Annotated in this window: 23 protein-coding genes; 15 read left to right on the forward strand and 8 right to left on the reverse strand. The window is 67.8% G+C overall.

The features are described from left to right. Positions 1-98: 98 nt before the first annotated feature. A complete protein-coding gene (locus tag IEV99_RS00950; RefSeq protein ID WP_188515865.1) occupies positions 99-2,609 on the forward strand; it encodes an arylsulfatase in 2,511 nt (836 codons plus the stop codon). A 455-nt stretch (positions 2,610-3,064) separates the two neighbouring features. Here the strand turns inward: IEV99_RS00950 and IEV99_RS00955 are convergent, their stop codons facing one another. The 3 genes from IEV99_RS00955 to IEV99_RS00965 all read right to left on the reverse strand — a co-directional run bounded on the left by IEV99_RS00955 (position 3,065) and on the right by IEV99_RS00965 (position 6,586). Continuing rightward, complete coding sequence (locus IEV99_RS00955) at positions 3,065-3,949, reverse strand: hypothetical protein (RefSeq protein WP_188517589.1); 885 nt, start codon at positions 3,947-3,949, stop codon at positions 3,065-3,067. A 425-nt stretch (positions 3,950-4,374) separates the two neighbouring features. Next, a complete protein-coding gene (gene glf, locus IEV99_RS00960; protein ID WP_188515866.1) occupies positions 4,375-5,541 on the reverse strand; it encodes a UDP-galactopyranose mutase in 1,167 nt (388 codons plus the stop codon). Continuing rightward, complete coding sequence (locus tag IEV99_RS00965) at positions 5,525-6,586, reverse strand: glycosyltransferase (protein ID WP_244643436.1); 1,062 nt, start codon at positions 6,584-6,586, stop codon at positions 5,525-5,527. The genes glf and IEV99_RS00965 overlap by 17 nt, the downstream gene beginning before the upstream one ends. Positions 6,587-7,095: 509 nt before the next feature. On the opposite strand from IEV99_RS00965, the gene paoA reads away from it, so the two are divergent. Genes paoA through IEV99_RS00980 form a run of 3 tightly spaced genes read left to right on the forward strand, consistent with a single transcriptional unit; the run spans position 7,096 to position 10,973 of the window. Continuing rightward, the gene (paoA, locus tag IEV99_RS00970; protein ID WP_188515868.1) at positions 7,096-7,752 is read left to right on the forward strand and encodes an aldehyde dehydrogenase iron-sulfur subunit PaoA; all 657 of its coding nucleotides are present in this window, start codon (positions 7,096-7,098) and stop codon (positions 7,750-7,752) included. Next, positions 7,749-8,699: an FAD binding domain-containing protein gene (locus tag IEV99_RS00975; RefSeq protein WP_188515869.1), complete on the forward strand. Its 951-nt coding sequence runs from the start codon at positions 7,749-7,751 to the stop codon at positions 8,697-8,699. Before paoA ends, IEV99_RS00975 begins: the two co-directional genes overlap by 4 nt. Before the next feature lie 3 nt (positions 8,700-8,702). Further along, positions 8,703-10,973 carry a xanthine dehydrogenase family protein molybdopterin-binding subunit gene (locus tag IEV99_RS00980; protein ID WP_188515870.1) on the forward strand — a complete coding sequence of 757 codons (2,271 nt, stop codon included), beginning with the start codon at positions 8,703-8,705 and terminating at the stop codon, positions 10,971-10,973. 72 nt (positions 10,974-11,045) lie between these two features. Here the strand turns inward: IEV99_RS00980 and IEV99_RS00985 are convergent, their stop codons facing one another. From IEV99_RS00985 to IEV99_RS01000, 4 genes are all read right to left on the reverse strand, one after another. Next, on the reverse strand, positions 11,046-12,233 hold the full coding sequence (locus IEV99_RS00985) for an extracellular solute-binding protein (RefSeq protein ID WP_188515871.1): 1,188 nt from the start codon (positions 12,231-12,233) through the stop codon (positions 11,046-11,048). Positions 12,234-12,323: 90 nt separating this feature from the next. After that, on the reverse strand, positions 12,324-12,968 hold the full coding sequence (locus tag IEV99_RS00990) for an RraA family protein (protein WP_188515872.1): 645 nt from the start codon (positions 12,966-12,968) through the stop codon (positions 12,324-12,326). A 43-nt stretch (positions 12,969-13,011) separates the two neighbouring features. Further along, on the reverse strand, positions 13,012-14,130 hold the full coding sequence (locus IEV99_RS00995) for a mandelate racemase/muconate lactonizing enzyme family protein (RefSeq protein WP_188515873.1): 1,119 nt from the start codon (positions 14,128-14,130) through the stop codon (positions 13,012-13,014). Positions 14,131-14,178: 48 nt separating this feature from the next. After that, entirely contained in the window at positions 14,179-14,925 is a 747-nt protein-coding gene (locus IEV99_RS01000; protein ID WP_188515874.1) for an amino acid ABC transporter ATP-binding protein, read from the reverse strand. A 119-nt stretch (positions 14,926-15,044) separates the two neighbouring features. On the opposite strand from IEV99_RS01000, the gene IEV99_RS01005 reads away from it, so the two are divergent. From IEV99_RS01005 to IEV99_RS01045, 9 genes are all read left to right on the forward strand, one after another. After that, positions 15,045-15,701: a GntR family transcriptional regulator gene (locus tag IEV99_RS01005; RefSeq protein ID WP_188515875.1), complete on the forward strand. Its 657-nt coding sequence runs from the start codon at positions 15,045-15,047 to the stop codon at positions 15,699-15,701. A gap of 74 nt (positions 15,702-15,775) precedes the next feature. Next, positions 15,776-16,447: an amino acid ABC transporter permease gene (locus tag IEV99_RS01010; RefSeq protein WP_188515876.1), complete on the forward strand. Its 672-nt coding sequence runs from the start codon at positions 15,776-15,778 to the stop codon at positions 16,445-16,447. A 5-nt stretch (positions 16,448-16,452) separates the two neighbouring features. Beyond that, positions 16,453-17,157 (forward strand): amino acid ABC transporter permease, encoded by a 705-nt coding sequence (locus tag IEV99_RS01015; protein WP_188515877.1) that lies wholly within the window; start codon positions 16,453-16,455, stop codon positions 17,155-17,157. Positions 17,158-17,211: 54 nt separating this feature from the next. Next, complete coding sequence (locus tag IEV99_RS01020; protein ID WP_188515878.1) at positions 17,212-17,997, forward strand: transporter substrate-binding domain-containing protein; 786 nt, start codon at positions 17,212-17,214, stop codon at positions 17,995-17,997. 62 nt (positions 17,998-18,059) lie between these two features. Then, the gene (locus tag IEV99_RS01025; protein ID WP_188515879.1) at positions 18,060-18,392 is read left to right on the forward strand and encodes a UxaA family hydrolase; all 333 of its coding nucleotides are present in this window, start codon (positions 18,060-18,062) and stop codon (positions 18,390-18,392) included. Continuing rightward, positions 18,389-19,612, forward strand: coding sequence for a UxaA family hydrolase (locus IEV99_RS01030; RefSeq protein WP_188515880.1), 1,224 nt, complete (start codon positions 18,389-18,391; stop codon positions 19,610-19,612). The genes IEV99_RS01025 and IEV99_RS01030 overlap by 4 nt, the downstream gene beginning before the upstream one ends. A 35-nt stretch (positions 19,613-19,647) precedes the next feature. Beyond that, positions 19,648-20,757 carry an enolase C-terminal domain-like protein gene (locus IEV99_RS01035; RefSeq protein WP_188515881.1) on the forward strand — a complete coding sequence of 370 codons (1,110 nt, stop codon included), beginning with the start codon at positions 19,648-19,650 and terminating at the stop codon, positions 20,755-20,757. A 12-nt stretch (positions 20,758-20,769) separates the two neighbouring features. Then, positions 20,770-21,810: a zinc-binding alcohol dehydrogenase family protein gene (locus IEV99_RS01040; RefSeq protein ID WP_188515882.1), complete on the forward strand. Its 1,041-nt coding sequence runs from the start codon at positions 20,770-20,772 to the stop codon at positions 21,808-21,810. Next, positions 21,807-22,586, forward strand: a complete 780-nt coding sequence (locus IEV99_RS01045) for an SDR family NAD(P)-dependent oxidoreductase (RefSeq protein WP_188515883.1) — start codon at positions 21,807-21,809, stop codon at positions 22,584-22,586. The genes IEV99_RS01040 and IEV99_RS01045 overlap by 4 nt, the downstream gene beginning before the upstream one ends. A 15-nt stretch (positions 22,587-22,601) precedes the next feature. On the opposite strand, the gene IEV99_RS01050 is transcribed toward IEV99_RS01045, so the two are convergent. Continuing rightward, the gene (locus IEV99_RS01050) at positions 22,602-23,312 is read right to left on the reverse strand and encodes a L,D-transpeptidase (protein ID WP_188515884.1); all 711 of its coding nucleotides are present in this window, start codon (positions 23,310-23,312) and stop codon (positions 22,602-22,604) included. A 274-nt stretch (positions 23,313-23,586) separates the two neighbouring features. Here IEV99_RS01050 and IEV99_RS01055 point away from each other — a divergent pair, with 274 nt between their 5' ends. Continuing rightward, positions 23,587-24,246, forward strand: a complete 660-nt coding sequence (locus tag IEV99_RS01055; protein ID WP_188515885.1) for a lectin — start codon at positions 23,587-23,589, stop codon at positions 24,244-24,246. Positions 24,247-24,501: 255 nt separating this feature from the next. Then, positions 24,502-25,632: an ABC transporter substrate-binding protein gene (locus IEV99_RS01060; protein WP_188515886.1), complete on the forward strand. Its 1,131-nt coding sequence runs from the start codon at positions 24,502-24,504 to the stop codon at positions 25,630-25,632. Positions 25,633-25,735: the final 103 nt, after the last annotated feature.

A 25,735-nucleotide genomic window follows, 5' to 3' on the forward strand; every position in this document is an offset into this window, starting at 1 on the left:
CGTCGAGCAGTTTACTGCGCTGGATCAATTCGGTGCTGTGTCTCTGACGATACCCTTGTAGATCCCGGGCGATGGAGCCCGGTAGACGGGGGGAATCCATGCGCAGATCAATGGTCGGGCTTCTTGCCTTGACGGGGCTGCTCGCCGTACCGGCACACCCTCGCGCCCAGGAGTTTCGGGGAACGCCCGGCTCGCCAAGCGCGGTCATGACCCTTCCGGGGTTGCAACTGCCGGCTCCGACGCCGCCCTTCTCCGGCGCTGTTCTTCCCAACGCTGTCGACAGCACGCCGGCCTGGCCGCCGCAGGTCATGCCGCCCGCGGGGGCGCCCAACGTCCTTCTCGTTCTCACGGACGATGTCGGCTTCGGGGCGCCCTCGACCTTCGGCGGTGTGATTCCGACGCCGACCCTCGACGAGGTGGCGAACCAGGGGCTGCGTTACACCACCTTCCACACCACGGCGCTGTGCTCACCGACGCGGGCGGCCCTGCTCACCGGGCGCAACCATCACCAGGTCGGGTTCGGCAATATCAGCGAGCTGTCGAGCGGCTATCCGGGCTACAATTCGATCATTCCGCGCGAGACCGCGACCGTTGCCGCGATCCTGAAGCAGAACGGCTATTCCACAGCCTGGTTCGGCAAGGACCACAACGTCCCGCCATGGGAGGCGAGCACGGCCGGGCCCTTCACGAACTGGCCGTCCGGACAGGGTTTCGACTATTTCTACGGGTTCGTCGGCGGTGACACGAGCCAGTGGCAGCCCGGCAACCTGTTTCGCAACACGACCCCGATCCATCCCTATCTCGGCCAGCCCGGCTGGAACCTGAACACCGCGATGGCGGATGACGCGGTGGAGTACATCCGCCACAACACCGAGATCGCGCCCAACCGCCCCTGGTTCATTCACTACGCGCCGGGAGGCACGCACGCCCCGCACCATCCAACCAGGGAGTGGGTGGACAGGATCGAGGCCATGCACCTCTTCGATGATGGCTGGGAGAAGCTGCGCGAGCGGATCTACGCCAACCAGAAGAGGCTTGGCGTCATTCCCGCCAACGCCGTTCTGCCGCCGTGGCCGTCTGACATCCTGAAGCCTTGGGCGCAGCTGACCGACGTCGAGAAGAAGCTCTTTATCCGGCAGGCCAACGTCTACGCTGCGTATCTCGCCTACACCGACCATGAGATTGGCCGCGTGATCGACGAGGTAAAGCGGCTCGGCCAGCTCGACAACACCATCGTGATCTACATCAGCGGCGACAACGGCTCGAGCGCCGAGGGTTCCGTCAACGGAACGCCGAACGAGGTGATGTACTTCAACGGCATCGCTCTTGAAGCCGAGCAGCAGATGCCCTGGTACGACGCGTGGGGCACGGACCAGACCTACAACCACATGGCGGTCGGCTGGACCTGGGCTTTCGGAACTCCCTATCGCTGGACCAAGCAGGTTGCGTCGCACTTCGGTGGCACGCGCAACGGCATGGCGATATCCTGGCCGACGAAGATCAAGGACAAGGGCAGGATCCGCACGCAGTTCCACCACGTCATCGATGTCACGCCGACGCTTCTCGATCTTATCGGGATTCCGCAACCCAATCAGGTTGACGGCATCGCCCAGCGGCCGATGGACGGCGTGTCGATGGCCTACACGCTCCCGGCCGCGAACGCAGCGCTGCCCTCGAACCGCAAGACGCAATACTTTGAGATCCTGGGCAACCGCGCCATCTACAATGACGGCTGGATCGCGAGCACGACGCCGCCCGTTCCGCCATGGGCCAGCGTGGCCGCGCCCCGGCCGGCCGACGTCATGAACGGCTATTCGTGGGAACTGTACAACGTCGCCGCCGATCCCACCCAGCTGACCAATCTCGCAGAGGTCGAGCCGGCGAAGATGCAGGCGATGGAAGAGCTCTTCACGATCGAGGGCGTCAAGAACCAGGTCTTCCCGCTGAGCAATTCGATCGCCGCCATGGTGACGGAACGGCCGGGGCCGGCGGCAGGGCGCAAGCAGTTCGTCTATACGGGGCCGTCGTGCTGTACGCAGGCGAATGCCGCGCCGAACATCCTGAACAGGTCGTTCCGGATCACCGCGGACGTGACGGCGCCGGCAGATGGCGGCAGCGGCGTGCTCGTCACCCAAGGCGGCCGCTTCGCCGGCTGGGGCCTCTATCTGAAGGACGGCAAGCCGACCTTCACGATCAACCTCTTCAATCTGGAGCGGCCGAAATGGCAGGCGAAGGCTCCGCTCACGCCGGGCAAGCACACCATCGTCTTCGACTTCGCGCTGGACCAGAAGGGAGCCGTTCCGTTCGGACATGGTGGAACGGGCGTGCTGACGGTCGATGGGCAGGAAGCGGCGAGAGCCGTCCTGCCCCACTCGGCCCCGTTCACCTTCGCCTGGGACGAAACCTTCGACGTCGGCATGGACACCGGAACACCCGTCGACGACGCGGACTACAAGGCGCCGGGCACATTCACCGGACAAATCGGGAAGATCACTGTCGACCTTGGCGACGGAACGGTGTCGCTGGCGTCGGTGACGGAATGGCTCAAGGCCCTGTCCAGCCGTGATGCGGAGCGGCCTGCGGCCGGCGTGGCGCCAGCAAAGCCTTGATGTCGCGCGCATGATGGCTTGGCGCTTTTCGCCAGACGTCAACCAGCGAGTGACACGGGCAACATGTCGAAGTGGCCGCCAGAGGCAGGACCGGCTCGTTTGCGCCATCCGGCGTGTCGCACCGGCTCCAGCACCAATGGCGGCCCCTGACTCCGGATTGCCGGAAAACGTGTCGGACGCCGCACTGGAGACGGCGCCCCGCACCTCATTCTTCGGGATGGCGTCGAGCAAACGGCGCTAGGCGCGAGGGCGCTGCACCTGTTCGACGGCGGCTCGGCCGAATCGATATCGATCGACGACAAGAGCAGGAAGGGAGACGGGGCGCTTACGGCGACCCGAGGCGCCGGTGACACCGGCCGGCCAAGACGCTGCAATCTGCAGCGGTTCTCGGCGCCTCCCGGGACGGCCGGCTCGGTCCTCGTAAGGGTCGTGCGACACGGAAGTCGCCTATGGTGCTAGAACCGCACGCTCAGGCCCAGCACCGGACCATGCTGCAACATGTCGAAGGCGTAGCGTGAGGGGCCAACACCCTGGCTGTAGTCGACGTAGAGGGCCTTGTAGCCGAGCACGGCCGAATACGTCACGCCATTCGCGGTTTTGAAGTCATACGCGTAGGCGGCGAGAGCCTGCCATGTGAGCTTGCTGCCGCCCGCGCCTATGTCGCCGCGCAGTTCGAGGTGGTGGTTGGGGGCCAGGTCGACACGAGCGCGAACGCCCGCGAAGGCGTCGAGCCAGTCGACAGAGCCCGATCGCGCGATCGCGCTGCCGCGGCTGATCGTCAGGCCACCGAGATCCACGGTTCCGGCGATGTCGAAGCCGACATCCAGTTTCTGATGCCAGTAGCGTGCGCCAGCGAGGACGTCGAAAGCCGCAAAGCCGATCCGCCCGATCTCATAGGCCGCGCCGGCTTCCACGATGGCCATCTGGAACTGCATGTCCACCGCGGCACCCACGCTCCCGGATATGCCCGGAGCGACGCTTCTGGTTTTCAGCCCGGATCTGTCGAGCGTGATCTTTTCGCCGATGATGTCGGCGAACAGGGCAAGCGGCCCGTTGCGCGCCTCCGCGTCCAGCATCAGGGCGACAAGGGAGCCGCCGTCCCCGATCGTGTTCTCCACAATGTCGACAAAGCTTGCATTCACGTCCACGCTGCGCCCGCGAACGGTCTGGGAGCCGTTCAGCCCGGTGAGCCAGCCATAGGGGGACATCCTGAACGTCCAGCCCGGCATGAAGGCGGGGGCATCAGGCTGCGCCCGGGGGGCCGGGAGATCCGCGGCTGCGGCTGGCGAAGCCAGTACGAACGCCCCCAGCAACGCGACGACACTTCTGGACTTTGACATGGATCTCGCCCCCGCTCCGCAATACAGCCGCCCGGTACGCCCGCGCGCGGGCCGCTTACCGTAGAGATCAGGCTGCGTGTCGAACAACAGGCTGCGCGCAGTCTGCGAGAATCGTCAATGGCTCGATAAGGAATTTCTAAGTCGCCGACAAATTTTTATCGACGTTGATGTAACGCAGTGCGGATGCCTCAATTGACTGGGCTGCTGACCAACTGCACGGCACAATCTCTACGTAGCGGTCGCCGCCAAGGGAAATCGGGCTCGTAAAGCCGTCCCTCAGATGGACGCGCTCGAAACAGGCGCTCGTCGTATTTAACGTGGGTGATTACCGCGGGAGCGCCGAAGGCGGCAGGGACGCAGACTTTACCGCGCCGACCCGCCTCAACGGCGTCGACAAAACCGCCTCCGACCTGTTGAAAACGGGATCACGACACCGAATGAAGCGCCGGGAGGGCCGCCGCCTGGGTCGCGGGGGTCGGAACAGCCCTCGGAATGGTCTGCTCAATCCTCCTGAACGTCGCCAGAGCCTGGCCGACGACCTGGTCCATGTTGTAGTAGCGATAGGTCGCCAGCCGGCCCACGAACCAGACGTCGGGCGTCTGCAGCGCCAGGGCTTCGTACATCTTGTAGAGTTCGGCGTTCTCGGCGCGCGGGATGGGGTAGTAGGGATCGCCCGCGTCGCTCGGATATTCGTACGTGATGCTCGTCCGGGGGTGCTCCTGCCCGGTCAGGTGCTTGTATTCGGTGATGCGGGTGTAGTTCTCCGACATCGGATAGTTCACCACCGCGACGGGCTGGAATTGCTCCTGGTCCAGCGTGCGATGGTCAAAGCGCAGGCAGCGATAAGGCAGCTTGCCGAAACGGTGGCCGAAGAACTCATCCACCGGCCCGGTGAAGATGGTGCGCCGAGCGAGGCTGTCTCGTTTGACGTCGGCGTAGTCCACGCCCAGCCGCTGGGTGATGTTGGGATGGTCGAGCATGCGGTCGAACATCCGGGTGAAGCCCTCGGCCGGCATCGCCTGAAACGTGTCGGCGAAATAGCGGTCGTCCCGGTCGGTGCGGGTCGGCACCCGGGCGGTCACGCTCTTGTCGAGCTCGGACGGGTCCACGCCCCACTGCTTGCGGGTGTAGCCGCGAAAGAACTTCTCGTAGAGCTCGCGTCCGACCTTGCTGACCACCACGTCCTCGGAGGTGCGGATCTCCGAAACCGGCTCCGCCCGGGCCGCGAACCAGCCCTCGAGCTCTGCGGATGACAGGTCGAGCCCGTAAAGCGTGTTGACGGTGTCGAGATTGATCGGGATCGGGACCAGCATGCCGTCCACCCTGGCGAGCACGCGGTGCTCGTAGGGGCGCCATGCCGTGAACATGGAGAGGTGGTCGAAGATCGCCTGCGCGTTGGTGTGGAAGATGTGCGGCCCGTATTGGTGGATCAGGACGCCCGCCTCATCCAGCCGGTCATACGCATTGCCGCCGACATGCGGGCGTCGGTCGATCACCAGCACGCGCTCGCCGCGCTGGGAGGCGATGCGCTCCGCCAATACACTGCCGGCGAAGCCTGCGCCCACCACCAGCCAGTCATACGCGTACGGCATCGGCGGCCTCCCGGCTGCGCGCGGTGCGCGACCGCAGCGCCGTCGGCGGGTGGGCGCGGATCAGACCGTCCATCTCGGTCCAGGTGCGATCCCACGAATGGGCGGCCAGGCAACGGTCCACCGCGGCGAGCCATTCGGCGCGCGGCGCCGTCATCAGGGCCTCGGCCCGGGCGACGAACTCCTCGGCGGTGCTCGCGACCGTGACGAGGTTCTGCCGGCCATAGCTGCGCACCACGTCGACGATCGGCGTCGACACCACGGGCTTGCCGGCGGCCAGGAACTCAGGCGTCTTGGTCGGGCTGATGAAGCGCGTCGCCTCGTTGATCGCGAACGGCATCAGGCCGACATCCCAGCCCGCCAGATAGGCGGGAAGCTCTGCGTAGGACTTGCCGCCCAGCCAGTGGAGGTTCCGGCGCCGGGGCAGGCTGGCGGGATCGATCTTCACCACCGGGCCGATCATCACGAAGTGCCAGTCGGGCCTGAGATCGGCCATGCGGCCAACGAGATCCACGTCCATCCGCTCGTCGATCACGCCGAAGAAGCCGAGCCTGGGGCCCGGAATGCCCTTCTGGTCGGCCGGCTCCTCGCCCGCATGGCCGCGCGCCTGGCCAAAATGCGCCTTGTCGATGCTGCTCGGAAACGGGTGGATGTTGGCGTGCCGGTGCTTCTTGGCCTCGTACAGGCTCATGCCGCCGGTGAACACCACGTCGGCCCGACGCAGCAGCTCGCGCTCCAGCGCGATCGTCCGGCGCGGTGCGCCCAGAAAGGCCGAGAGTTCGTCCATGTTGTCATAGACCACCACGTCGGCGGCCAGATGCCGGGTGAACGGCAGAGCCATCGGGGTGTAGTAAAAGGAGACGAGGCGCTCGGCGGCGAGCTCGTCCACCAATGCGGAAACAAGCCGTCGCTGCGCGCGCGTCACCTGCAGCGAATCCAGCCCCCACGGCAGCACCGGCGCGGCCACCACGACGCCCTCGGGCGTCGTGTACCGCTCCAGAAACGGCTCGACCCCCTCGCGGTAGTGGGGTTCCTCGACGAACACCACGTCGTAGTCACGCGCCGCGCGCGACAGCAGATGCTGCGGCCGCTGCGTGACAAAGTTCCAGCGCAGATGAGACAGGCAGAGGAGAACATCTCGTTTCGCCCCCCGCCGTTCTGCGCGAAGCGGCTTCAGCGGAGAAATCGGGGGGCTAAACTGCGTTTTCATTGCGGGTTCTACTCTCGTGCGACCAACGGAAAGCGTCGCCGCGCGGCGTGAGTTCCGCGATATGGGCTGCTGGCTACTGGCGTACAATCGACATTCTCAAAGCAGGCGGGGCCTGCCTTTGGCCTGGCGCGCGGCGGCTTGAGCCGCGTCAGGAACCGGCGCCCCGAGAGGCAGCGTCGATCTGACGCGCCGCGAGCGCGGGCCCAATCAGGCGCTCGCCCGGGCAGGCGGCCACGGCGATCACGAGCGCGTCATCGTCGGAGCGTTCGGGATCATTTCGGCCGCTGAGCCATTCCACCCTTCGAAATCGATCCACCGCAGCGCTTTTCACCCGCATGGGAGCCACTATGAATCCCCCGAATGGTTTCGACGTCAGCCGGCGCGGCGTCGTGCTCGGCACGGCCGCGACCGGCGCCGTCTCGGCGCTAGGCGTCAGTCCCGTTTACGCCCAGGCCGCAACTCCGGCGAGCGCAGCGTCCGTGAGCGCCCCCGTCACCGCCCGTGTTTCCGTGACGGTGAACGGCGAGGCGCGGGCGCTGGAGCTCGACACCCGCACGACCCTGCTGGACGCGCTGCGCGAGCATCTCCACCTGACCGGCTCCAAAAAGGGCTGTGACCATGGCCAGTGCGGCGCCTGCACGGTGATCGTCGACGGCAGGCGGATCAATTCCTGCCTGTCGCTCGCCGTGATGCACGAAGGCGCCAGCGTCACCACGATCGAGGGGCTCGGCGGGCCGGACAACCTGCACCCCCTGCAGGCCGCCTTCGTGAAGCATGACGGTTACCAGTGCGGCTACTGCACGCCCGGCCAGATCTGCTCGGCGGTCGCGATGCTGGACGAGGTGAAGGCCGGTCTGCCCAGCCACGTCAGCGACGACCTCCTGGCCGCCCCGGAGCTCGATGGCGCGGAGCTGCGCGAACGCATGAGCGGCAACATTTGCCGCTGCGGCGCTTACTCGAACATCGCCGAAGCCATCACCGAAGTCGCCGGGAGGAAGGCATGAAACCGTTCACCTTTGAACGCGCCGCATCCCCGGCCGAGGCGGCCGCCGCGGCCGCCCGTACGCCGGGCTCGAAGTTCATCGCCGGCGGCACCAACCTGCTCGATCTCATGAAGCTGCAGATCGAGACGCCGGCCCACCTCATCGACGTGAACGGGCTGGGGCTGGACGCCATCGACCTAATCCCCGAAGGCGGCCTGCGCATCGGCGCGCTGGTGCGCAACACGGACCTCGCCGCGGACGAGCGGGTCAGACGCGACTACGGGGTGCTGTCGCGGGCGCTGCTCTCCGGTGCCAGCGGCCAATTGCGCAACAAGGCGACAACGGCTGGCAACCTGCTGCAGCGCACCCGCTGCCCGTATTTCTATGACACCGCGCAACCCTGCAACAAACGCCAGCCCGGCAGCGGCTGCTCGGCGCTCGGCGGCTTCAGCCGCCAGCACGCCGTGATGGGGGTGAGCGACGCCTGCATCGCGACGCATCCGAGCGACATGGCGGTGGCCATGCGCGTGCTTGACGCCAAGGTCGAGACCGTGCGGCCGGACGGGAACAAGCGCAGCGTCCCGATCGCCGAGTTCCACACGCTCCCGGGCGACACGCCTCAGGTGGAGAACACGCTCGCGCCCGGCGAGCTGATCACCGCCGTGACCCTGCCGCCGCCGGTCGGCGGAACGCAAATCTACCGCAAGGTGCGCGACCGGGCGTCCTACGCCTTTGCGCTCGTTTCGGTGGCCGCCATCGTGCAGCGCGACGGCTCCGGCCGCGTGGCGCTAGGCGGCGTCGCCCACAAGCCGTGGCGGGTGGAAGCCGCGGAAGCGGAACTGCCCAACGGCCCCAAGGCAGCGGCCGAGAAGCTGCTCGCCGGCGCCCGAACCACGCCCGACAACGCCTACAAGATCCCGCTGGTCGAGCGCACGCTCGGGGCGGTTCTGGCCAAAGCAAGGGGCTGAGCCATGAAGTTCGACACCCCCGCAGAACCCAACGCCATCGACCAGCTGAAAGTCGTCGGCCAGCCGCTCGACCGCATCGACGGCCCGATGAAGACCACCGGGCGCGCCCCCTACGCGTATGAGCGCCACGACGTCGCGCCCAACCAGGCCTATGGCTACGTGGTCGGGTCCACCATCGCCAAGGGCAAGATCACGTCCATGGACATCGCCCGCGCGCAGGCCGCTCCGGGCGTGCTCGCCGTGGTGACGGCGCAGAACGCCGGGCCGCTCGGCAAGGGCGACATGAACACCGCCACGCTGCTGGGCGGCCCCGAGATCGAGCACTATCACCAGGCGGTCGCCCTGGTGGTGGCCGAGACCTTCGAGCAGGCCCGGGACGCCGCGCAGGCGATCCGGATCGACTATGCGCCCGCGGACGGCGCCTACGACCTCGCGGCGTCGCGCGACAAGGCCGCCAAGCCCGAGAAACTCACCGGCGGCCCGCCCGACACGGCGGTCGGCGACTTCGACGGCGCCTTCGCGGCGTCCGAGGTGCGCCTGGACGAGACCTACACGACGCCCGACGAGGCGCACGCCATGATGGAGCCGCACGCTTCCATCGCGGCCTGGAACGGCGACGAACTCATGGTCTGGACCTCCAACCAGATGATCGCCTGGGCCAGGAAGGACATCGCCAAGACGCTGAAGCTCGCGCCCGAGAAGGTGCGGGTGAGCTCGCCCTTCATCGGCGGCGGTTTCGGCGGCAAGCTCTTCGTGCGCGCCGACGCCGTGCTGGCCGCGCTGGGCGCGCGGGCGGCCAAGCGGCCCGTTAAGGTCGCGCTCACGCGCCCGCTGATGTTCAACAACACGCCGCATCGGCCGGCCACCATCCAGCGCATCCGCATCGGCGCCTCGCGCGAGGGTCGCATCACGGCCATTGGGCATGAGAGCTGGTCGGGCGACCTGGAGGACGGCAAGCCTGACGGCGCCGTGAGCCAGACCCGCATGCTCTACGCCGGCGAAAACCGCATGACGACGACGCGGCTCGCCGTGCTCGACCTGCCGGAAGCCAACGCCATGCGGGCGCCCGGCGAGGCGACCGGCATGATGGCGCTTGAAATCGCCATGGACGAGATGGCCGAGAAGCTGCGCCTCGACCCCGTCGAGTTCCGCATTCGCAACGACACCCAGGTGGTGCCGGACGACCCTGGCCGCGCATCGGGCAGCGATCCGCAAGGCAAGGCCCCGAGCGCCGGTGGCGACTCCAACCAGCGGCGCGCCTTTTCGCAGAGGAAACTGGTGGAGTGCCTGCGGCTGGGCGCCGACAAGTTCGGTTGGAGCAGCCGCAATCCGCAGCCCGCCAGCACGCGGCAGGATGGCCTCCTGATCGGCCATGGCGTTGCGGCCGCGTTCCGCAACAACCAGGTCGTGAAGTCTGGCGCGAGGGTGCGGCTCGACGCGCGCGGCGCCATTCAGGTCGACACCGACATGACCGACATCGGCACCGGCAGCTACACGATCATCGCCCAGACGGCGGCCGAGATGATGGGCGTCCCGATCGGGCGTGTGACGGTGCGGCTCGGCGATTCCAGCTTCCCGGTCTCGGCCGGCTCGGGCGGACAGTTCGGCGGCAACTGCTCCACCGCCGGCGTCTACGCGGCTTGCGTGAAACTGCGTGAGGAGATCGGCCGCAAACTCGGCTTCAACGCCGCCGACCTCGTTTTCGCAGATGGCGAAGTGCGCTCAGGCGGCCGCAGCGTGCCCTTGGCCGAAGCGGCGCGCGACGGCGAACTCGTGGCCGAGGACACGATCGAGTTCGGCGCCATCGCCAAGAAGTACCAGCAGTCCACCTTCGGGGCGCATTTCGTGGAAGTCGGCGTGGACCCGTTCACGGCCGAGATCCGGGTGCGGCGCATGCTGGCGGTTTGCGCCTCCGGCCGCATCCTGAACCCCAAGACGGCGCGCAGCCAGGTCATCGGAGCGATGACCATGGGCGTCGGCGCGGCCCTGATGGAGGATCTCGTCGTCGACAAGCGCGCGGGCTTCTTCGTCAACCACGACCTTGCCGGCTACGAGGTGCCGGTGCATGCCGACATCCCGCACCAGGACGTCATTTTCCTGGACGAGACCGATCCGGTCTCCTCGCCCATGAAGGCCAAGGGCGTCGCCGAGCTCGGCATCTGCGGCGTCGCGGCGGCGGTCGCCAACGCGGTCTACAACGCTACGGGCGTGCGGGTCCGCGACTACCCGGTCACGCTGGACAAGCTGATCGAGAAGCTGCCCAGCGCGGCCTGACCGACAGGCGTGTGAGCGGTTTCTCTGAATATCATGCGGGCGGTTCCAATCCGGAGCCGCCCGCATTGGCGTTCAGGGGCTCTTCTTGCCGGCGATCTCGGTGTCCCAGATGCGGAACGCCTGCACCATCTCGGGCAGTTCGAGCGGCATCTCGACCGGAACGGACGAGATCAGGGTCGCGTATTCGGGCCGGCCGAACTCGGCCAGCGTCTTCTGGCTGTTGGCCGGCGCGGCCGTGAGGGGCACGTTCTTCACGGACGGGCCCGGGTACAGGTAACCCTCGTCATACGCGAGCGCCTGCTGCTCGGGCGACAGCATGAACGACACGAGGTCGAGGATCACCGCCATGCGCTCGGGCGCGATGCCGGCCGGGACCGCCACGAAATGCGCGTCCGCGATGAAGTGCGTCCCCTTCAGCGCGATGGTCTTGGCCTCCTTGGGGACGATGCCCAGCGCCCGCGGGTTGATGTCCCACCCCATGGTCGACGTGATCATGTCGCGCGAGCCGTCGCCGAGCTCCTTCATGGTCACGGCCGTGCCGGTCGGGTAGTACTCGATGCACTTGTTCAACTCCTTCAGATAGGCCCAGGTCTTGTCCCAGCCCTTGGCCGGATCCTTCGGATTGGCGTCGCCGAGCAGATACGGAACCGCCATCAGAAAGCCGCGCGCCGGACCGGAATTCGACGGCCGGGCGTAGAAGAAGCGGTTCGGGTTCTGCCGGCACCAGTCCAGCAACTCGGCCGCGGTGTTCGGCGGCGTCTTCACCCGGTCGGGCATGTATTCGAGCAGCGGACCGGACGGCGTGAACGCGATGCAGACGCCCTGGCCCTGCGTGATCGCCTGCATGCGCTGCACGTCGCTGGAGTAGATGTCGGTCGGCTTCGGCAGCGCCGCGGCATGATCCGGGAACAGCTTGGTCCAGACCTTCTGCTCGGCGCCGGCCGAGATGGCGTCGGTGCCCACCAGCGCGATGTCGATGTCGACGCGCCCGGCGTTCTGCTGCGCCTTGAGCTTGCCCGGCAGTTCCGGCGACGGCGCCTTCGTGAAGGTGAAGCGGTTGACGAAGTCCGGCTTCGCCTTGCGATAGTTCTCGAACACGGGCTGCGTCAGCGCCAGGCTGCCGGCCGCGTCGATCACCGAGATGGTGAGCGGGGCTGCGGGCTTCGCGACCTGCGCGACGGCGCCGCGCGCCGATGTCCCGAGCACCGCCGCGCCCGCCAGACCGCCAACGAAGCGGCGTCGGTCCAAATCGTAGGTCATGCTTCTCCTCCCAGGCTGGTTTTGTGTTTGGCGCCCACCCGTCCGTGCGGGTGGGTCGTTTGTCGTCCAGGCGACCGGCGGGGCCGGCGGTCAGAACACCCGGTATTTCATGTAGGCTTCCTGCGGATCGACCCCGGCCCGGATGGCTTTCACCATCTCGCCCTCGGTCGCCATCTTGGTTTCGGCCGCCGCGATCACGTCCTCGGCGGCGGAACCGTCGATCAGAATGATGCCGTCGCGGTCGGCGAGGATCATGTCGTCGGGCTGCACGAGGTGCCCGCCCATCGCGACCGGCTCGTTGAAGGCCTCTGCCCGCCAGGCGCAGACGATGTCGATCGGCGTGGCGTAGCGGGCGAACACCGGGAACTGCTGGTCGGAAATCGCCTGGATGTCGCGGCAGCCGCCGTCCACCACATAGCCGCGCACGCCCTTGATCTTCAGCGCCTCGGCGGAAAGCCCGCCGAACAGCGCCCGCGTGTCGTCTTGCGGCTGGCACACCACTACATGGCCGGCCGGCGACTTCGACAGCAGCCCGGCCCACTCGAACAGCGAGGTGTGCTTGTCCAGCGTCGGATCGGGCCGGCCGCGCACCGTGAAGACCGGGCCGGCGGCCTTCATGCCGGGCTCCAGCCCCAGGATCGTGCGGGGCAGGACGCGGATGCGCAGCTTCATGTCCGCCATCACGTCGTGGATCACGGAGCTGTGGCAGGCGTGGAGGCGGTCGGCGAGGGTCATTGCATATCTCTCTGTCGAGGCGGGATTGGTGGAGACGAGGCGGTCAGCGCAGGGCCTTGCCGTAGCGCTCCATGCTGGCCGGCAACGGCGTCGTGCTCGCGCCCGGCTGTTCGGGACGGGCGTAAACGCCGTCGCGGACGCTGATCGGCTCGGCGAAGTGGTCCTTGATCCACGGAATGTACTCCAGGATGCTGGAGGCCGGGTGGAAGTAGGAGAGGTGCACGTGCACCTGGCTCATCTCCCCCGCATGCGGGGCGATGGGCAGGCGGTGCGCCAGCGCAAGGTCGGCGACCTGCAGGTATTCGGTGACGCCGCCCAGCCTCGTCACGTCCGGCTGCACATACGTCACCGCCCCGGCCGCGATAAAGGCCTTGAAGGCGTCCAGCGTGTAGAGCTGCTCGCCCAGCGCCACCGGGATGGCGGTGGAGCGCGCCAGCGCGGCGTGGGAGGCGACGTCGTCGTACCAGAGCGGCTCCTCGAACCAGAACAGGTCGAGGTCGCGCGCCGCGTTGCAGAAGCGCATGCAGGTCGGCAGGTCCCACTTGCCGTTGCCGTCGATCGCGATGCGGATCTTCGGCCCGATCGCCCGGCGCACGGCCGCGAGCCGCTCCACGTCCACGGACGGGTCGTCATGCCCGACCTTGAGCTTGATGCGGGTAAAGCCTTCCTCCTCGACGGCGCGGCGGGAGTTCTCCACCAGCTGCTCGCCCGTGAAGGACAGCCAGCCGATGTCGGTGTTGTAGGCTTCTACGCGCTCGGAGGTCGCGCCGCCGAGATATTTCCACAGCGGCACCCCCGCCCGCTTGCTGTTGAGATCCCACAGCGCCACGTCCACGGCCGCGAGCGCGAGCTGGGTGATGCCGGCGCGGCCGACCCATTGCAGCGCCGGGTGTCGCGCCAGCTTCATCCACAAGCGCCGATGGTCGCGCTCGTCCTCGCCAATCAGCAGCGGCGCGTAGCTGTCGCTGATGCAGGAGGTGACGAGCCGGTCCGACGCCAGGTGGGCGTGCGTACCCGTGAAGCCGAAGCCCTCGTGGCCGTCGTCCGAGACGATCCGGGCGCCCACCACGCCCCAATGCGTGATGCTGTGCGTGGAATCCGAGATCGAGCTTTGCGTCAGCGGCAGGTGCAGGATGAAGGGGTGAACGGCTGTGATCGTCATGACGGCTCCAGAAAGCGGGCGGGGGAGGGGCGGGCGCAGCGCGCCGCGTCAGTGCAGCAGCCTCCCCAGGAAATTGCGCGTCCGCTCGTGTGTCGGGTTGGCGAAGAAGTCGGCCGGCGCCGCCTCCTCGATGATCTCGCCGCGATCCATGAACACCACCTGGTCGGCGACCTGCCGGGCGAAGCCCATCTCGTGCGTCACGACGATCATCGTCATGCCGTCCAGCGCCAGCGCCACCATGGTGTCCAGCACCTCGCCCACCATCTCGGGATCGAGAGAGGAGGTCGGCTCGTCGAACAGCATGATCTTGGGCCGCATGCACAGCGCCCGCGCGATGGCGACGCGTTGTTGCTGCCCGCCTGAGAGCTGCGCCGGCAGCTTGTGCGCCTGCTCGGCGATATGGACCTTGGCGAGGAACTCCATCGCGCGCGCCTCGGCCTCCGGCCGGTTCTCGCCCCGCACTTTCATCGGCGCGAGCACGCAGTTCTCCAGCACGCTGAGATGCGGAAACAGGTTGAAATGCTGGAACACCATGCCGACGTCGCGGCGCAGCCGGATCAGGCTGGCGCGATCCTGCGACAGGGCGACGCCGTCGATCACGACCGTTCCGCCCTGCAGCGTCTCCAGCCCGTTGATGCAGCGGATCAGCGTCGACTTGCCGGACCCGGAGGGCCCGCAGACCACGATGCGCTGGCCGCGCTCAACCGACAGGTTGACGCCGTCCAGCGCCTTGAAGGTTCCGAACTGCTTGGAGGCGTTGCGAACGCTGAGCAGCGGCGCTGCTGATCCCGACATGGCGTTTCCCGAGCACTTTATGGTTGCGCCCAATCCAGCACGACCCTCCGACACGAGCAAATAAAAAATTTTCTATCTTAGATATTGCGCTCGACGCGTCCTTGTGGCCGGATGGGCTCATGAGTGGTTTCGTTCGAGCAACGCTGGCCGACCAGGCCTATCGCGAGTTGCGCTCTCGCATTCTCGGCGGGCAGCTGCAGGGCGGCGACCGGTTGTTGCCGGAAGAACTCGCGATCGAGATGTCGATCAGCCCGACTCCCATCAAGGAGGCGCTGGTCAGGCTCGAGGTCGACGGGCTGGTTATGTCCCCGCTCCGCAAGGGCGCGGTGGTGCGCCGCTTCTCGCGGCAGGACGTCGAGGAGCTCTACGAGGCCCGCCTCCTGGTGGAGCAGAACGCCATCCGCACCGCCATGGCGCGCGGCGCTTTCACGCCGGAGCTTCTGGCCAGCCTCGACCGCACCCTCACGGAGCACGAGCGCTACGCCGGCCGCAACACGCTGGACGACGTCGCCACGGCGCTGACCTTCGATTCCGAGTTCCACCACCAGATGGTGCTGGCGGCCGGCAACATCCTGATCGCGGACTGGCACCTGCGCGTGCTGCGCCAGACCAATACCGTGTTCGTGTTCAACGCCGGCGACTACCAGACCTCCGCCAGCGAGCACCGGGCCGTGCTGGCCTGCCTCGTGGAAGGCTCGGCCGACCGCGCCTGCGAGGCGCTGCGCAAGCACCTTGAACACAGCCGGGCGAACACGCTCGCGAACGTGAAGACCTGATCATCTGCGACGCCGGGCTTCGAGGCCCGCGCGATCCAAGAGTCCGGCGGAAACAGCCGGAACCGGGGAGGACCATGTTCTACTTCGATTTCGCCGGCACGCTCTCGCGCTGGGACGTGTTCGCGCATGCGGCCGCCTTCACGGTGGGCCTGTCCATCGCGTCCACGCTGCTGGGCCTCCTGATCGGCGTCGCCGGCGCGGCGGCGCGGCTGTCGCGGTTCCGCGCCGCCCGGGCGGTCGCGTTCTTCTATGTCGAGCTGATCCGCAACACGCCCTTTCTGGTGCAGGCCTACGTGGTCTATTTCGGCTTCCCGTCGCTCGGCCTGCGCCTCAACGCCATCACGGCCGCCGTGATCGCGCTGTCGCTCTACGCCGGCGCCTACGTCACCGAGATCGTGCGCGCCGGCATCGAGAGCATCGACAAGGGCCAGGTGGAAGCCGCCCGGGCGCTCGGCCTGTCGCCGACGCAAACCTTCCGCCATGTGGTCCTCAAGCCGGCGCTCGCCAGCGTCTATCCGGCGCTGACCAGCCAGTTCATCCTCATCATGCTGGCGTCCAGCGTGGTCTCGACCATCTCGGTGCCGGAGCTCACCGGCGCGGCCAACGACATCCAGGGCCTCACCTTCCGCAGCCTCGAGGCCTTTTTGGTGGTGGCGGCGCTCTATCTTGTGCTCACGGCGGCGTTCAAGGGCGTCTTCAGCGCCATCGGGCACAACGCCTTCACGTTCAAGAACGCGGCGCGGTGAGCGGGATGTTCCAGACCTTCTCCTGGCACCATGTCGGCTTCCTGGCGCAGGCCGGGCTGTGGACGCTGCTGCTCTCGACCGTCGCGCTGTTCGGCGGCGCCATCTTCGGCGCGCTGCTGATGCTCGCCCGCATCTCGATCTTCCCGGCGCTGCGCGGGGCGGCGGCGGCCTATATCTACGTCGTGCAGGGCATTCCGCTTCTGGTGCTCCTGTTCATCGCCTATTTCGGCGTCGCCTTCGCGGGCTTCGACGTGCCGCCGCTCGTGTCGGCCGGCGTCGCCTTCACGCTCTATGCGGCGGCGTTTCTGGGCGAGATCTGGCGCGGCTCGATCGAGTCCGTCGGCAAGGGCCAGTGGGAGGGCGCGGCGGCGCTCGGCCTCGACTGGCCGGGCACGATGCGGCACGTCGTCGTCCCGCAGGCCATCCGGGCCGCCATTCCGCCCACGGTCGGCTTCTTCGTCCAGCTGGTGAAGAACACGGCTTTGTCGTCCGTGATCGGCTTCGTGGAGCTCACCCGCGCCGGCCAGATCGTCGCCAACGCGACCTTCCAGCCGCTGAGCGTCTACCTGACGGTCGGGGCCATGTACTTCGTCATCTGCTCCTGCCTGTCCTATCTCAGCCGCCGCCTCGACGAGCGCATGCGCGGCCAGGGCACGCGGGCCAAAGCCGCGACGGCCCAACCGGCGGCGCTCGCCGCCGCCATCCAGTAGCCAACGAAAAAGCGCGGCGCAGCCGTCGCCAAAGACGAACCAAGGGAGCGAACCATGAGAACCTTCTTGAAAGCCGCCGTGCTCGGCCTCGGCCTCGCCATCGTGTCCGCCGGCGTCGCATCGGCCCAGAACCTGCTGGACGACATCATCAAGCGCGGCGTCATCAATGTCGGCGTCAGCCTCGGCACGCCGCCCTATGGGCTGACCAACAGCTCCATGGAGCCGGACGGCTACGACGTGGAGCTCGCGAAGCTCATCGCCCGAGACCTCGGCGTGAAGATCAACATCGTCGACACGGTGGCGTCCAACCGCATCCCCAACCTCACCAGCAACAAGCTCGACCTCGTGATTTCATCCTTCTCGATCACGCCCGAGCGCGCGAAGGCGATCGCGTTCACCAACACGGTTTATGTGGACCAGCAGGTCCTGCTCGCCCCCAAGGACAACAAGTTCGCGAGCCTCGCCGACCTGAAGGGCAAGAAGATCGGCGTCACGCGCTCCACCACCAACGACATCGCGCTCACCAAGCGCGCCGTGGAAGGCACCGCCATCCAGCGCTACGACGACGACGCCTCCACCAGCCAGGCGCTGCTGGCCGGACAGGTCGACGGCATCGTGACCAGCGGCGGCCTCGCGCAGGTCTTCAGCCAGAAGAGCCCCAACCTTGAAACCAAGTTCCCGGTCGCGAGCGCGCCCATGGGCCTCGGCATCCGCCGCGGCGAGCACGACTTCCTCCATTGGCTGAACACCGACATCTTCATGCTCTGGACCACGGGCGAGATCCAGGCCCTGCAGAAGAAGTGGATGGGCGCCGCAAACCCCGAGTTGCCCCGCTTCTGACCCGATCACGGCGGAGCCCGCTTCGGCCGGGCTCCGCCACACGCTTTCGAAGAAGGGCTCCCATGGCCGATCCGGACGATCTCGATCCCCGCCTCATCCGCCTCGATCCGCGCGACAACGTCGCGGTGGTCCGGCAGCGGCTGGAGGCCGGGCTTCCCGTGCGGGTCGCCGGTCGCGTCACGACGCCTGCCCGGGATATCCCGCTCGGCCACAAGGTGGCGTGCCGGCCCATCCAGGCGGGCGAGAAGGTGCTGAAATACGGCGCGCCGATCGGGTCGGCCGTGGCCGCCATCGCGCCCGGCGACCACGTGCATGTGCACAACATGAAGAGCGACTACACGGCCACGCACACGCTCGACGAGGCGCGGGCGCGGCACGGAGGATCGGCGGCATGACCCTGGCTGAAACACATCCCGAGCCGGCGCTGCGCGGCTATCTGCGCGCCGATGGCCGTAAGGGCATCCGCAACACCGTGGTGGTGGCCTATCTGGTGGAGTGCGCCCACCACGTGGCGCGCGAGATCGCCTGGCCGTTTCGGGACGCAGACGTTCACCTTATCGGCTTCCCGGGCTGCTTTCCCAACGCCTATGCGCAACGCATGATGGAGGCGCTGTGCACGCACCCCAATGTGGGCGCGGTGCTGCTTCTGTCGCTGGGCTGCGAGAGCTTCGACAAATACGGCCTCGCGCACGCGGTGCGCCAGAGCGGCCGCCCGGTGGAGACCATCGTCATCCAGGCGACCGGCGGCACGCGGCGCTCCATCGCGGAAGGGCAGGCGTGGATTGAAACGCAGCGCGCCGCTCTGGACGCGGCCGAGACCGTCCCGATGGCGGTGAGCGAGCTCATCGTCGGCACCGTCTGCGGCGGGTCGGACGGCACCTCGGGAATCACCGGCAACCCGGCCGCCGGCCGCGCCTTCGACATGCTGATCGAGGACGGCGCCGCCTGCATCTTCGAGGAGACTGGCGAGCTCATCGGCTGCGAGCACATCATGGCGAGCCGCGCGATCACGCCCGATCTCGCCGGCATCCTGGAGCAGAGCGTCGCCAAGGCGGCCCGCTACTACGCCACGCTGGGCTACGGCTCCTTCGCGCCCGGCAACGCCGACGGCGGCCTCTCCACCATCGAGGAGAAGTCGATGGGCGCCTACGCCAAGTCGGGCTCCTCGCCGATCTCCGGCCTGCTGAAGCCGGCCGACAGGCCGCCGCGCGGCGGGCTCTACCTGCTCGACGTGGTGCCGGACGGCGAGGTGCGCTTCGGCTTTCCCAACATCAACGACACGGCCGAGATCGCCGAGCTGATCGCCTGCGGCAGCCACGCGGTGCTGTTCGTCACCGGGCGCGGCTCGGTGGTGGGATCCGCCATTTCGCCCGTCGTGAAGATCTGCGCCAATCCGGAGACTTATCGCCGCATGGCGGACGACATGGATGTCGACGCCGGCCGCATCCTTGAGGGATTGGCGTCCCTCGACGACGTCGGCCGCGAGATCCGCGACCTCGTGCTGTCGCTCGCGCAGGGCGCGCGCACGAAGTCCGAGGAACTCGGGCACCGCGAATTCGCCCTCACCTACAAGAGTTTCGAACCGATCGGCCCCGCCTGCCTCCCGGCGGCGTGACGCCCATCGCCCTTCCTTCCTGTTCCGAGGCCGCCATGAAGATCACCGACGTCGAAGTGCGCTGTTGCCGGCGCGCGCCGGACGCCTTCGACACCAGCGCGTTCCGCACCGGCGATTTCGCCGCCTTCCAGTTCCTGGTCGTGACGCTGAAAACCGACACTGGCCACCAGGCCTCGACCTTCGGCTTCGCGGGCCGGTCGGCCGAGGGCGCGGGCAAGCTCATCGCCGACACGCTGCGGCCCTTCATGATCGGCCGCGACCCGCGTGACCGCGAAAAGGCATGGCACGAATTCCGCACCGCCGATCGCTGGTGGGGGCATTTGCCAATCTATGCCTACGGACCGTTCGACACCTGCCAGTGGCTGCTCTCGGCGGAGGCGGCCGGCCAGCCGCTCTACAAATATCTCGGCGCCTATCGCGACAGCGTGCCGGTCTATGGCAGCTCCATGATCCTGAAGGAGCCGGCCGACTACGCCCGCGAGGCGCTCCGGGCCAAGGCCGAGGGGCTGAAGGCCTACAAGCTGCACACCCCGGGCGCCGACATCGCCGAGGATCTGGAGGCGCACCGCCTCGTGCGCGAGGCCGTCGGCCCCGACTTCACGCTGATGTCCGACCCGGTCTCCACCTATAACCTCGAACAGGCGATCCGCTTTGGCCGGGCGCTGGAAAAGCTCGACTACTACTGGTTCGAGGAGCCCCTCTACGACGAGGACGTGCACGCGCTGCGTGAACTCGCCCGCACCCTGGAAATTCCGCTGGTCGGCACGGAGGTTCTGGCCAAGCACCCCTACAGCATCGCCGAATGCATCGCGACGCGCGTGGTGGACCGTGTCCGCGCCGACGTGTCGTGGACCGGCGGCGTCACCGGGGTGATGAAGACGGCCCGGCTCGCCGAGGCCTTTGGGGTGAATTGCGAGATCCACACCTCGATCTTCCACCCGGCCGAGATCGTGAATCTCCACTGCTGCGCGGCCGTGAAGAACTGCGACTTCTTCGAGCTGCTCTACCCCGTCGAGGGCTTCGCATTCGGCCTCGCCGAACCGTTGCCGATCCAGAACGGCATGGCGATGCTGCCGACCAAGCCCGGTCTCGGCGTCGAGCTCGACTGGGCCGACATCGACCGCTGCACCGTCGCGATCGTCTGAAAGGACACTTCCATGCGCGCCCTGTCCATCGATCGCCCCGGCGAGGCATCCTTCGTCGACCTGCCGCGCCCCGACCCACGCGAGGGCGAGATCGGCGTCCGCGTCTCGTTCATCGGCTATTGCGGCTCGGACCTGAACAGCTTTCGCGGGATCAACCCGCTGGTGTCCTATCCCCGCGTGCCCGGTCACGAGATCGCGGGCGTGATCGAGACGCTGGGGGAGGGCGTTCCCGGCAGCTTCAGCGTCGGCCAGCAGGTCTGCGTGCTGCCCTACTTCAACTGCGGCCAGTGCAACGCCTGCCGCATGGGCCGGCCCAACGCGTGCAAGCACAACCAGACCATGGGCGTGCAGCGCGAGGGCGCGCTCACCGAGTTCGTCTGCGTGCCGCACGGCAAGGTGATCCCGGTGGACGGCCTCGCGCTGCGCGACCTCGCCCTTATCGAGCCGCTGGCCGTCGGCTTCCACGCCGTCCGGCGGGCGGAGCTGCAAGCCGGCGAGCGCGTCGTCGTGCTGGGCTGCGGCGTGATCGGGCTGGGCGCGGTGCTCGGCGCCGTCTCGGCCGGCGCGCGCGTGATCGCGGTGGATCTCGCCGCCGGCAAGCTCGAGCAGGCGCGCGGGCTCGGGGCCGAGGACGTGATCGACGCCTCCAGCCAGGACGTGGCCGCCGAGGTCGCAAGGCTCACCGGGGACGACGGACCCTCGGTGGTGATCGAAGCCGTGGGCGCCGAGGTCACGTTCCGGCAGGCCGTGGATCTCGTCGGCTCCTGCGGCCGGGTGGTCTATGTCGGCTACGCCAAATACCCGGTCACCTACGAGACCCGCTTCTTCCTCATGAAGGAGATGGACATTCGCGGCTCGCGCGGCTCCACGCTCGCGGATTTCGCCGATGTCATTGCGGTGCTGAAGGCCCGCCCGGGCATCGGCGACCTCATCGTCTCCCGAACGGCGACCTTCGCCGAGGCCGCCGACGCGATGCGCGACTGGGACGCCGATCCCGGCGCCTTCACGAAGATCATGATCGCCGTGCAGCACCCCTCGGAGCAGCCCGCATGAACGCACCCGCCGCCGACCCCATTCGCGCCGCCTTCGGCCTCGACGGCCGCCACGCCCTGGTCACCGGCGGAGGCAGCGGCCTCGGCCTCGCGATCGCGCGCTGCTTTCTGCAGGCCGGCGCCCGGGTGACGATCGTGGGCGTCAACGAGGCGAAGCTCGCGGCCGCCTGCGCGGAGCTGGGCGGCGACGTCGCCGGCCATGCGTTCGACGTCACCCGCGTGAATGACGCCGAGGGGTTTGCGGCCGGCGTGCGCGACGCGCGCGGATCGGTCGACATCCTGGTCAACAACGCCGGAAGCACGGTCAAGAAGCCCATCGACCAGATGACGCCGGCCGAGTTCCAGTCCGTGCTGGACGTCCACGTCTCCGGCGCTTTCGCGCTCACGCGGGCGTTGCTGCCGCAGATCGAGGCCGGACGGGGCTCGGTCCTGTTCACGGCCTCGATGAGCTCGTTCCTGGGGATTCCGAACGTCGCCGGCTATTCGGCCGCCAAGGCCGCCCATGTGGGCATGATCCGGGCCCTCGCCACCGAGCTCGCGCCGCGCGGCGTGCGCGTCAACGGCGTCGCGCCGGGCTGGATCGACACGCCGCTCTTTCGCGGCGCCACCGCGAACGATCCGGCCCGCCGGGCCAAGATCGACGCCCGCATCCCGATGGGCCGGCTCGGCCAGCCCGAGGACATCGGCTGGGCGATGACCTACCTGGCCTCCGCCGCCGCCAACTATGTCACCGGGCACATCACGGTGGTGGACGGCGGCGCGCTGCACGCCTTCTAGGGGGCCTGCCGGGCCTTACGCCGGCAGGACGATGACCTTGGTTTTCACCGGCGTGCGCGCATAGAGGTCGATCATGTCCTGGCTGAGCAGGCCCGTGCAGCCGCTCGTCAGGTTGGTGCCGATCGTCTCCGGGGCGCTGCTCGCGTAGATCGTGTACAGCGTGTACTTGCCGTTCTGGTAGAGATGGAGCGCCCGCGCGCCGAGCGGGTTATCCAGGCCGCCCGGCATGCCGCGCGCGTATTTCGCGGCCTCGGGCTGGCGCTTGATCATTTCGGCGGGTGGCGTCCAGGTCGGCCATTCGGACTTGCGCCCCACATAGGCCTCGCCGCTCCACAGGAAGCCCGAGCGGCCCACATTGGCGCCGTAGCGCGTGGCGTTTCCATCGCCCTCGATGCGATAGACGTAGTAGTTGGCGGGGTCGACCACGATCGTGCCGGGCGCTTCCTTGCTCTCGTAGCGCACCGTGCGGCGGAAATATTTCGGGTCGACCTGGCTGAGATCCACGGCCGGGATCGGGAACTTCTCGTTCGGCATGGGGCCGTACATCAGCGCCGCCTCGGTGCGGCTCAGCCCGTCCGTGGTGGCGCATCCAGCCAGCCCGAGCGCGCCCATGCTGACGGCCGAGCCGATCAGAAACGAGCGCCGGCTCAAAGCCTCCGAACCAGGCTGAAGCCGGGCGTTGCCGATCGCCGCATGCGCGTCCGCGTTCCTGCCGTTCATGATCATCTGCTACAACGCCCCATCTCTCGTCACCCGACCAAACGCCATGCGGGTGAACAACTGCTGAACAACTCGCTGGCCGCAACTTGCCGTCGTCGTCCCGGATTGGCAAGGTTGCACGCCCAGCCCCGATCACGATTGCGTAAGCGCCGGGCTCATTTTCCCGCTTCGGTTGCGCCGCACGCCCGGGTTTGAGCTAGGCTCAGCTTGCGGCGTCCGGGCCGCGGGAGCGACTGGCGGACCATGCAGCCGCCGGCCTCCGCAAGGGAGGATGGAATCCATGATCGATGCAAGACTGGCGCTCGGCGCCGCCGTGGCGCTCTGCGCATTGGCCGGGCCGGCCGCGGCGCAGAACGCGAATCCGATGACCTTCTTCGTCACCAGCGTGGGCGTCGGCAAGGGCGGCGACCTCGGCGGCCTCGCGGGGGCGGACCAGCATTGCCAGACGCTTGCGGCCTCCGCCGGGGCGGGGTCGCGTACGTGGCGCGCCTATCTGAGCACGCAGGGTGCCGGGGCCGTGAACGCGCGCGACCGCATCGGGGCCGGGCCCTGGGTCAACCACAAGGGCGAGACCATCGCGAAATCGGTGGAGGACCTGCACGGCCCCAACGGCTTGACCAAGCAGACCGCCCTCACCGAGAAGGGCGAGATCGTGAAGGGCCGCGGCGACCAACCCAACACGCATGACGTGCTCACCGGCTCCACGGCCGACGGCAAGGCCTTCGCTGGCGACGCCGACATGACCTGCCGCAACTGGACCAGCAGCACGGCCGGCTCCGCCATGGTGGGCCATTCCGATCGCACCGGCCTTGACGACAGCGCCCCCGCCAAGTCCTGGAACTCGTCCCACCCCTCGCGCGGCCCGGGCGGCGGCTGCACGCAGGACGACCTGAAGAGCACGGGCGGCGCTGGCCTGCTCTACTGCTTCGCGACGAACTGAAACGCCTCGCGGGCCGGGCGCCCACCGGCCCGCGAGGCCTCATTCGCGCGCGGCTTGAACTTGGGCATTGACGCCGCGCCGCAAGATCGCATTGCTTCTCCTGCACATTCGGGTTGATCGGACCCCGACGTCGTGGCTTCTAGCCACGCCGTCGGGTTCGAAACCGACAGCTGCCGAACGACCCCCTTGGCGATCGCGCCGGGATCGTCCGGGGCGGAACAAGAAACGGCGCTCGAACGCCATGTGGAGGAAACGATGAAGCAGATTGCAGGCGCCCTTGTCCTGTCCGCCGCCATGCTGGCGCCCGCTCACGCGCAAAGCATCAAGCTGATCAGCGTCGGCGAGCTCTCCGGCCCCGGTGCGACCGTGGGGACGAACTTCAAGAACTCGGCCGACCTCGCGATTGCGGAGATCAACGCCAAGGGCGGCATCCTCGGCCGCAAGATTGAGGTCACGCACTACGATTCCCAGAGCAACCCTGGCGTGGCCCGCGCGCTGGTGCAGAAGGCGCTGGACGAGAACCCCTATGCGTTGCTCGGCCCGGGTTATTCGGGCTCCGTCAAGGTCACGGCCCCGCTGGCCGCGCAGGCCGGCGTCGCGCAGGTGATGGGCGGCGAGGCGGCCGAGCTGACGCAGCTCGGCTTCGGCACGCTGTTTCGCACCAGCTTCGGCCAGCAATCCTCCATGCCCAAGATCGCCAAGTACCTGGCCGAGGACGTGAAGGCCAAGACTGTCGCGCTCGTCTGGGTCAACAACGACTTCGGCAAGGGCGGCCGCGACATGGTCACCAAGGAGCTCACCGCCCGCGGCGTCAAGATCGTGGCGGACCTCTCCACCGAGGCCGGCCAGGCTGATTTCGCCGCCGACGTCGTTAAGGTCAAGAACAGCAACCCGGACGCCGTGTTCGTCTACCTCAACGAGGAGGAGAGCGCCCGCGCCCTGAAGGAACTGCGCCGCCAGAACGTCACCGCCCCGCTGGTGGGCGAAACCACGCTGCTCGGCCAGAAGGTGATCGAGCTCGCGGGCGAAGCCGCCAACGGCGCCCGCGGCCATGTCGGCCTCACGGTCGACGCCCCGCTGCCCGCGCTGCAGGAATACGGCAAGCGCTTCCAGGCGAAGTACAACTACGTGCCGGATCACAACGGCATCAAGGGCTACCTTGGCGTCTACATGATCAAGGCCGCCACCGAGAAGATGGGCAAGATCGATCCCAAGGGCCTGCCCGAGGCGCTCAAGGGCCTCACCATCTCGGCCGCCGCCGAGCCCGGCATCCTGATGGATCTCACGATCGACAAGAACGGCGACCTCGACCGCGAGAGCTTCATGGGCGAGGTGGTCAACGGCAAGCAGGTCATCAAGACCGTGCTGCCGAAGATGAACAAGTAAGCGGACGACCAGGTGCGGTCCCGGGCTTCTGTCGGGACCGCCCCCAACCCCCTCATCCTGAGGAGCAGGCCCGCTTGGGCCTGCGTCTCGAAGGACGAGGGAC

Origin of the sequence: Alsobacter metallidurans (assembly GCF_014636935.1) — a bacterium.
Lineage (GTDB): Bacteria > Pseudomonadota > Alphaproteobacteria > Rhizobiales > Beijerinckiaceae > Alsobacter > Alsobacter metallidurans.

Bases quoted from the DNA above. Each gene is read 5' to 3' on its own strand.
- IEV99_RS00950 (WP_188515865.1), top strand. From the start codon at position 99: ATGCGCAGATCAATGGTCGGGCTTCTTGCCTTGACGGGGCTGCTCGCC.
- IEV99_RS00955 (WP_188517589.1), bottom strand. From the start codon at position 3,949: ATGTCAAAGTCCAGAAGTGTCGTCGCGTTGCTGGGGGCGTTCGTACTG.
- glf (WP_188515866.1), bottom strand. From the start codon at position 5,541: ATGCCGTACGCGTATGACTGGCTGGTGGTGGGCGCAGGCTTCGCCGGC.
- paoA (WP_188515868.1), top strand. From the start codon at position 7,096: ATGAATCCCCCGAATGGTTTCGACGTCAGCCGGCGCGGCGTCGTGCTC.
- IEV99_RS00975 (WP_188515869.1), top strand. From the start codon at position 7,749: ATGAAACCGTTCACCTTTGAACGCGCCGCATCCCCGGCCGAGGCGGCC.
- IEV99_RS00980 (WP_188515870.1), top strand. From the start codon at position 8,703: ATGAAGTTCGACACCCCCGCAGAACCCAACGCCATCGACCAGCTGAAA.
- IEV99_RS00985 (WP_188515871.1), bottom strand. From the start codon at position 12,233: ATGACCTACGATTTGGACCGACGCCGCTTCGTTGGCGGTCTGGCGGGC.
- IEV99_RS00990 (WP_188515872.1), bottom strand. From the start codon at position 12,968: ATGACCCTCGCCGACCGCCTCCACGCCTGCCACAGCTCCGTGATCCAC.
- IEV99_RS00995 (WP_188515873.1), bottom strand. From the start codon at position 14,130: ATGACGATCACAGCCGTTCACCCCTTCATCCTGCACCTGCCGCTGACG.
- IEV99_RS01000 (WP_188515874.1), bottom strand. From the start codon at position 14,925: ATGTCGGGATCAGCAGCGCCGCTGCTCAGCGTTCGCAACGCCTCCAAG.
- IEV99_RS01005 (WP_188515875.1), top strand. From the start codon at position 15,045: ATGAGTGGTTTCGTTCGAGCAACGCTGGCCGACCAGGCCTATCGCGAG.
- IEV99_RS01010 (WP_188515876.1), top strand. From the start codon at position 15,776: ATGTTCTACTTCGATTTCGCCGGCACGCTCTCGCGCTGGGACGTGTTC.
- IEV99_RS01015 (WP_188515877.1), top strand. From the start codon at position 16,453: ATGTTCCAGACCTTCTCCTGGCACCATGTCGGCTTCCTGGCGCAGGCC.
- IEV99_RS01020 (WP_188515878.1), top strand. From the start codon at position 17,212: ATGAGAACCTTCTTGAAAGCCGCCGTGCTCGGCCTCGGCCTCGCCATC.
- IEV99_RS01025 (WP_188515879.1), top strand. From the start codon at position 18,060: ATGGCCGATCCGGACGATCTCGATCCCCGCCTCATCCGCCTCGATCCG.
- IEV99_RS01030 (WP_188515880.1), top strand. From the start codon at position 18,389: ATGACCCTGGCTGAAACACATCCCGAGCCGGCGCTGCGCGGCTATCTG.
- IEV99_RS01035 (WP_188515881.1), top strand. From the start codon at position 19,648: ATGAAGATCACCGACGTCGAAGTGCGCTGTTGCCGGCGCGCGCCGGAC.
- IEV99_RS01040 (WP_188515882.1), top strand. From the start codon at position 20,770: ATGCGCGCCCTGTCCATCGATCGCCCCGGCGAGGCATCCTTCGTCGAC.
- IEV99_RS01045 (WP_188515883.1), top strand. From the start codon at position 21,807: ATGAACGCACCCGCCGCCGACCCCATTCGCGCCGCCTTCGGCCTCGAC.
- IEV99_RS01050 (WP_188515884.1), bottom strand. From the start codon at position 23,312: ATGATCATGAACGGCAGGAACGCGGACGCGCATGCGGCGATCGGCAAC.
- IEV99_RS01055 (WP_188515885.1), top strand. From the start codon at position 23,587: ATGATCGATGCAAGACTGGCGCTCGGCGCCGCCGTGGCGCTCTGCGCA.
- IEV99_RS01060 (WP_188515886.1), top strand. From the start codon at position 24,502: ATGAAGCAGATTGCAGGCGCCCTTGTCCTGTCCGCCGCCATGCTGGCG.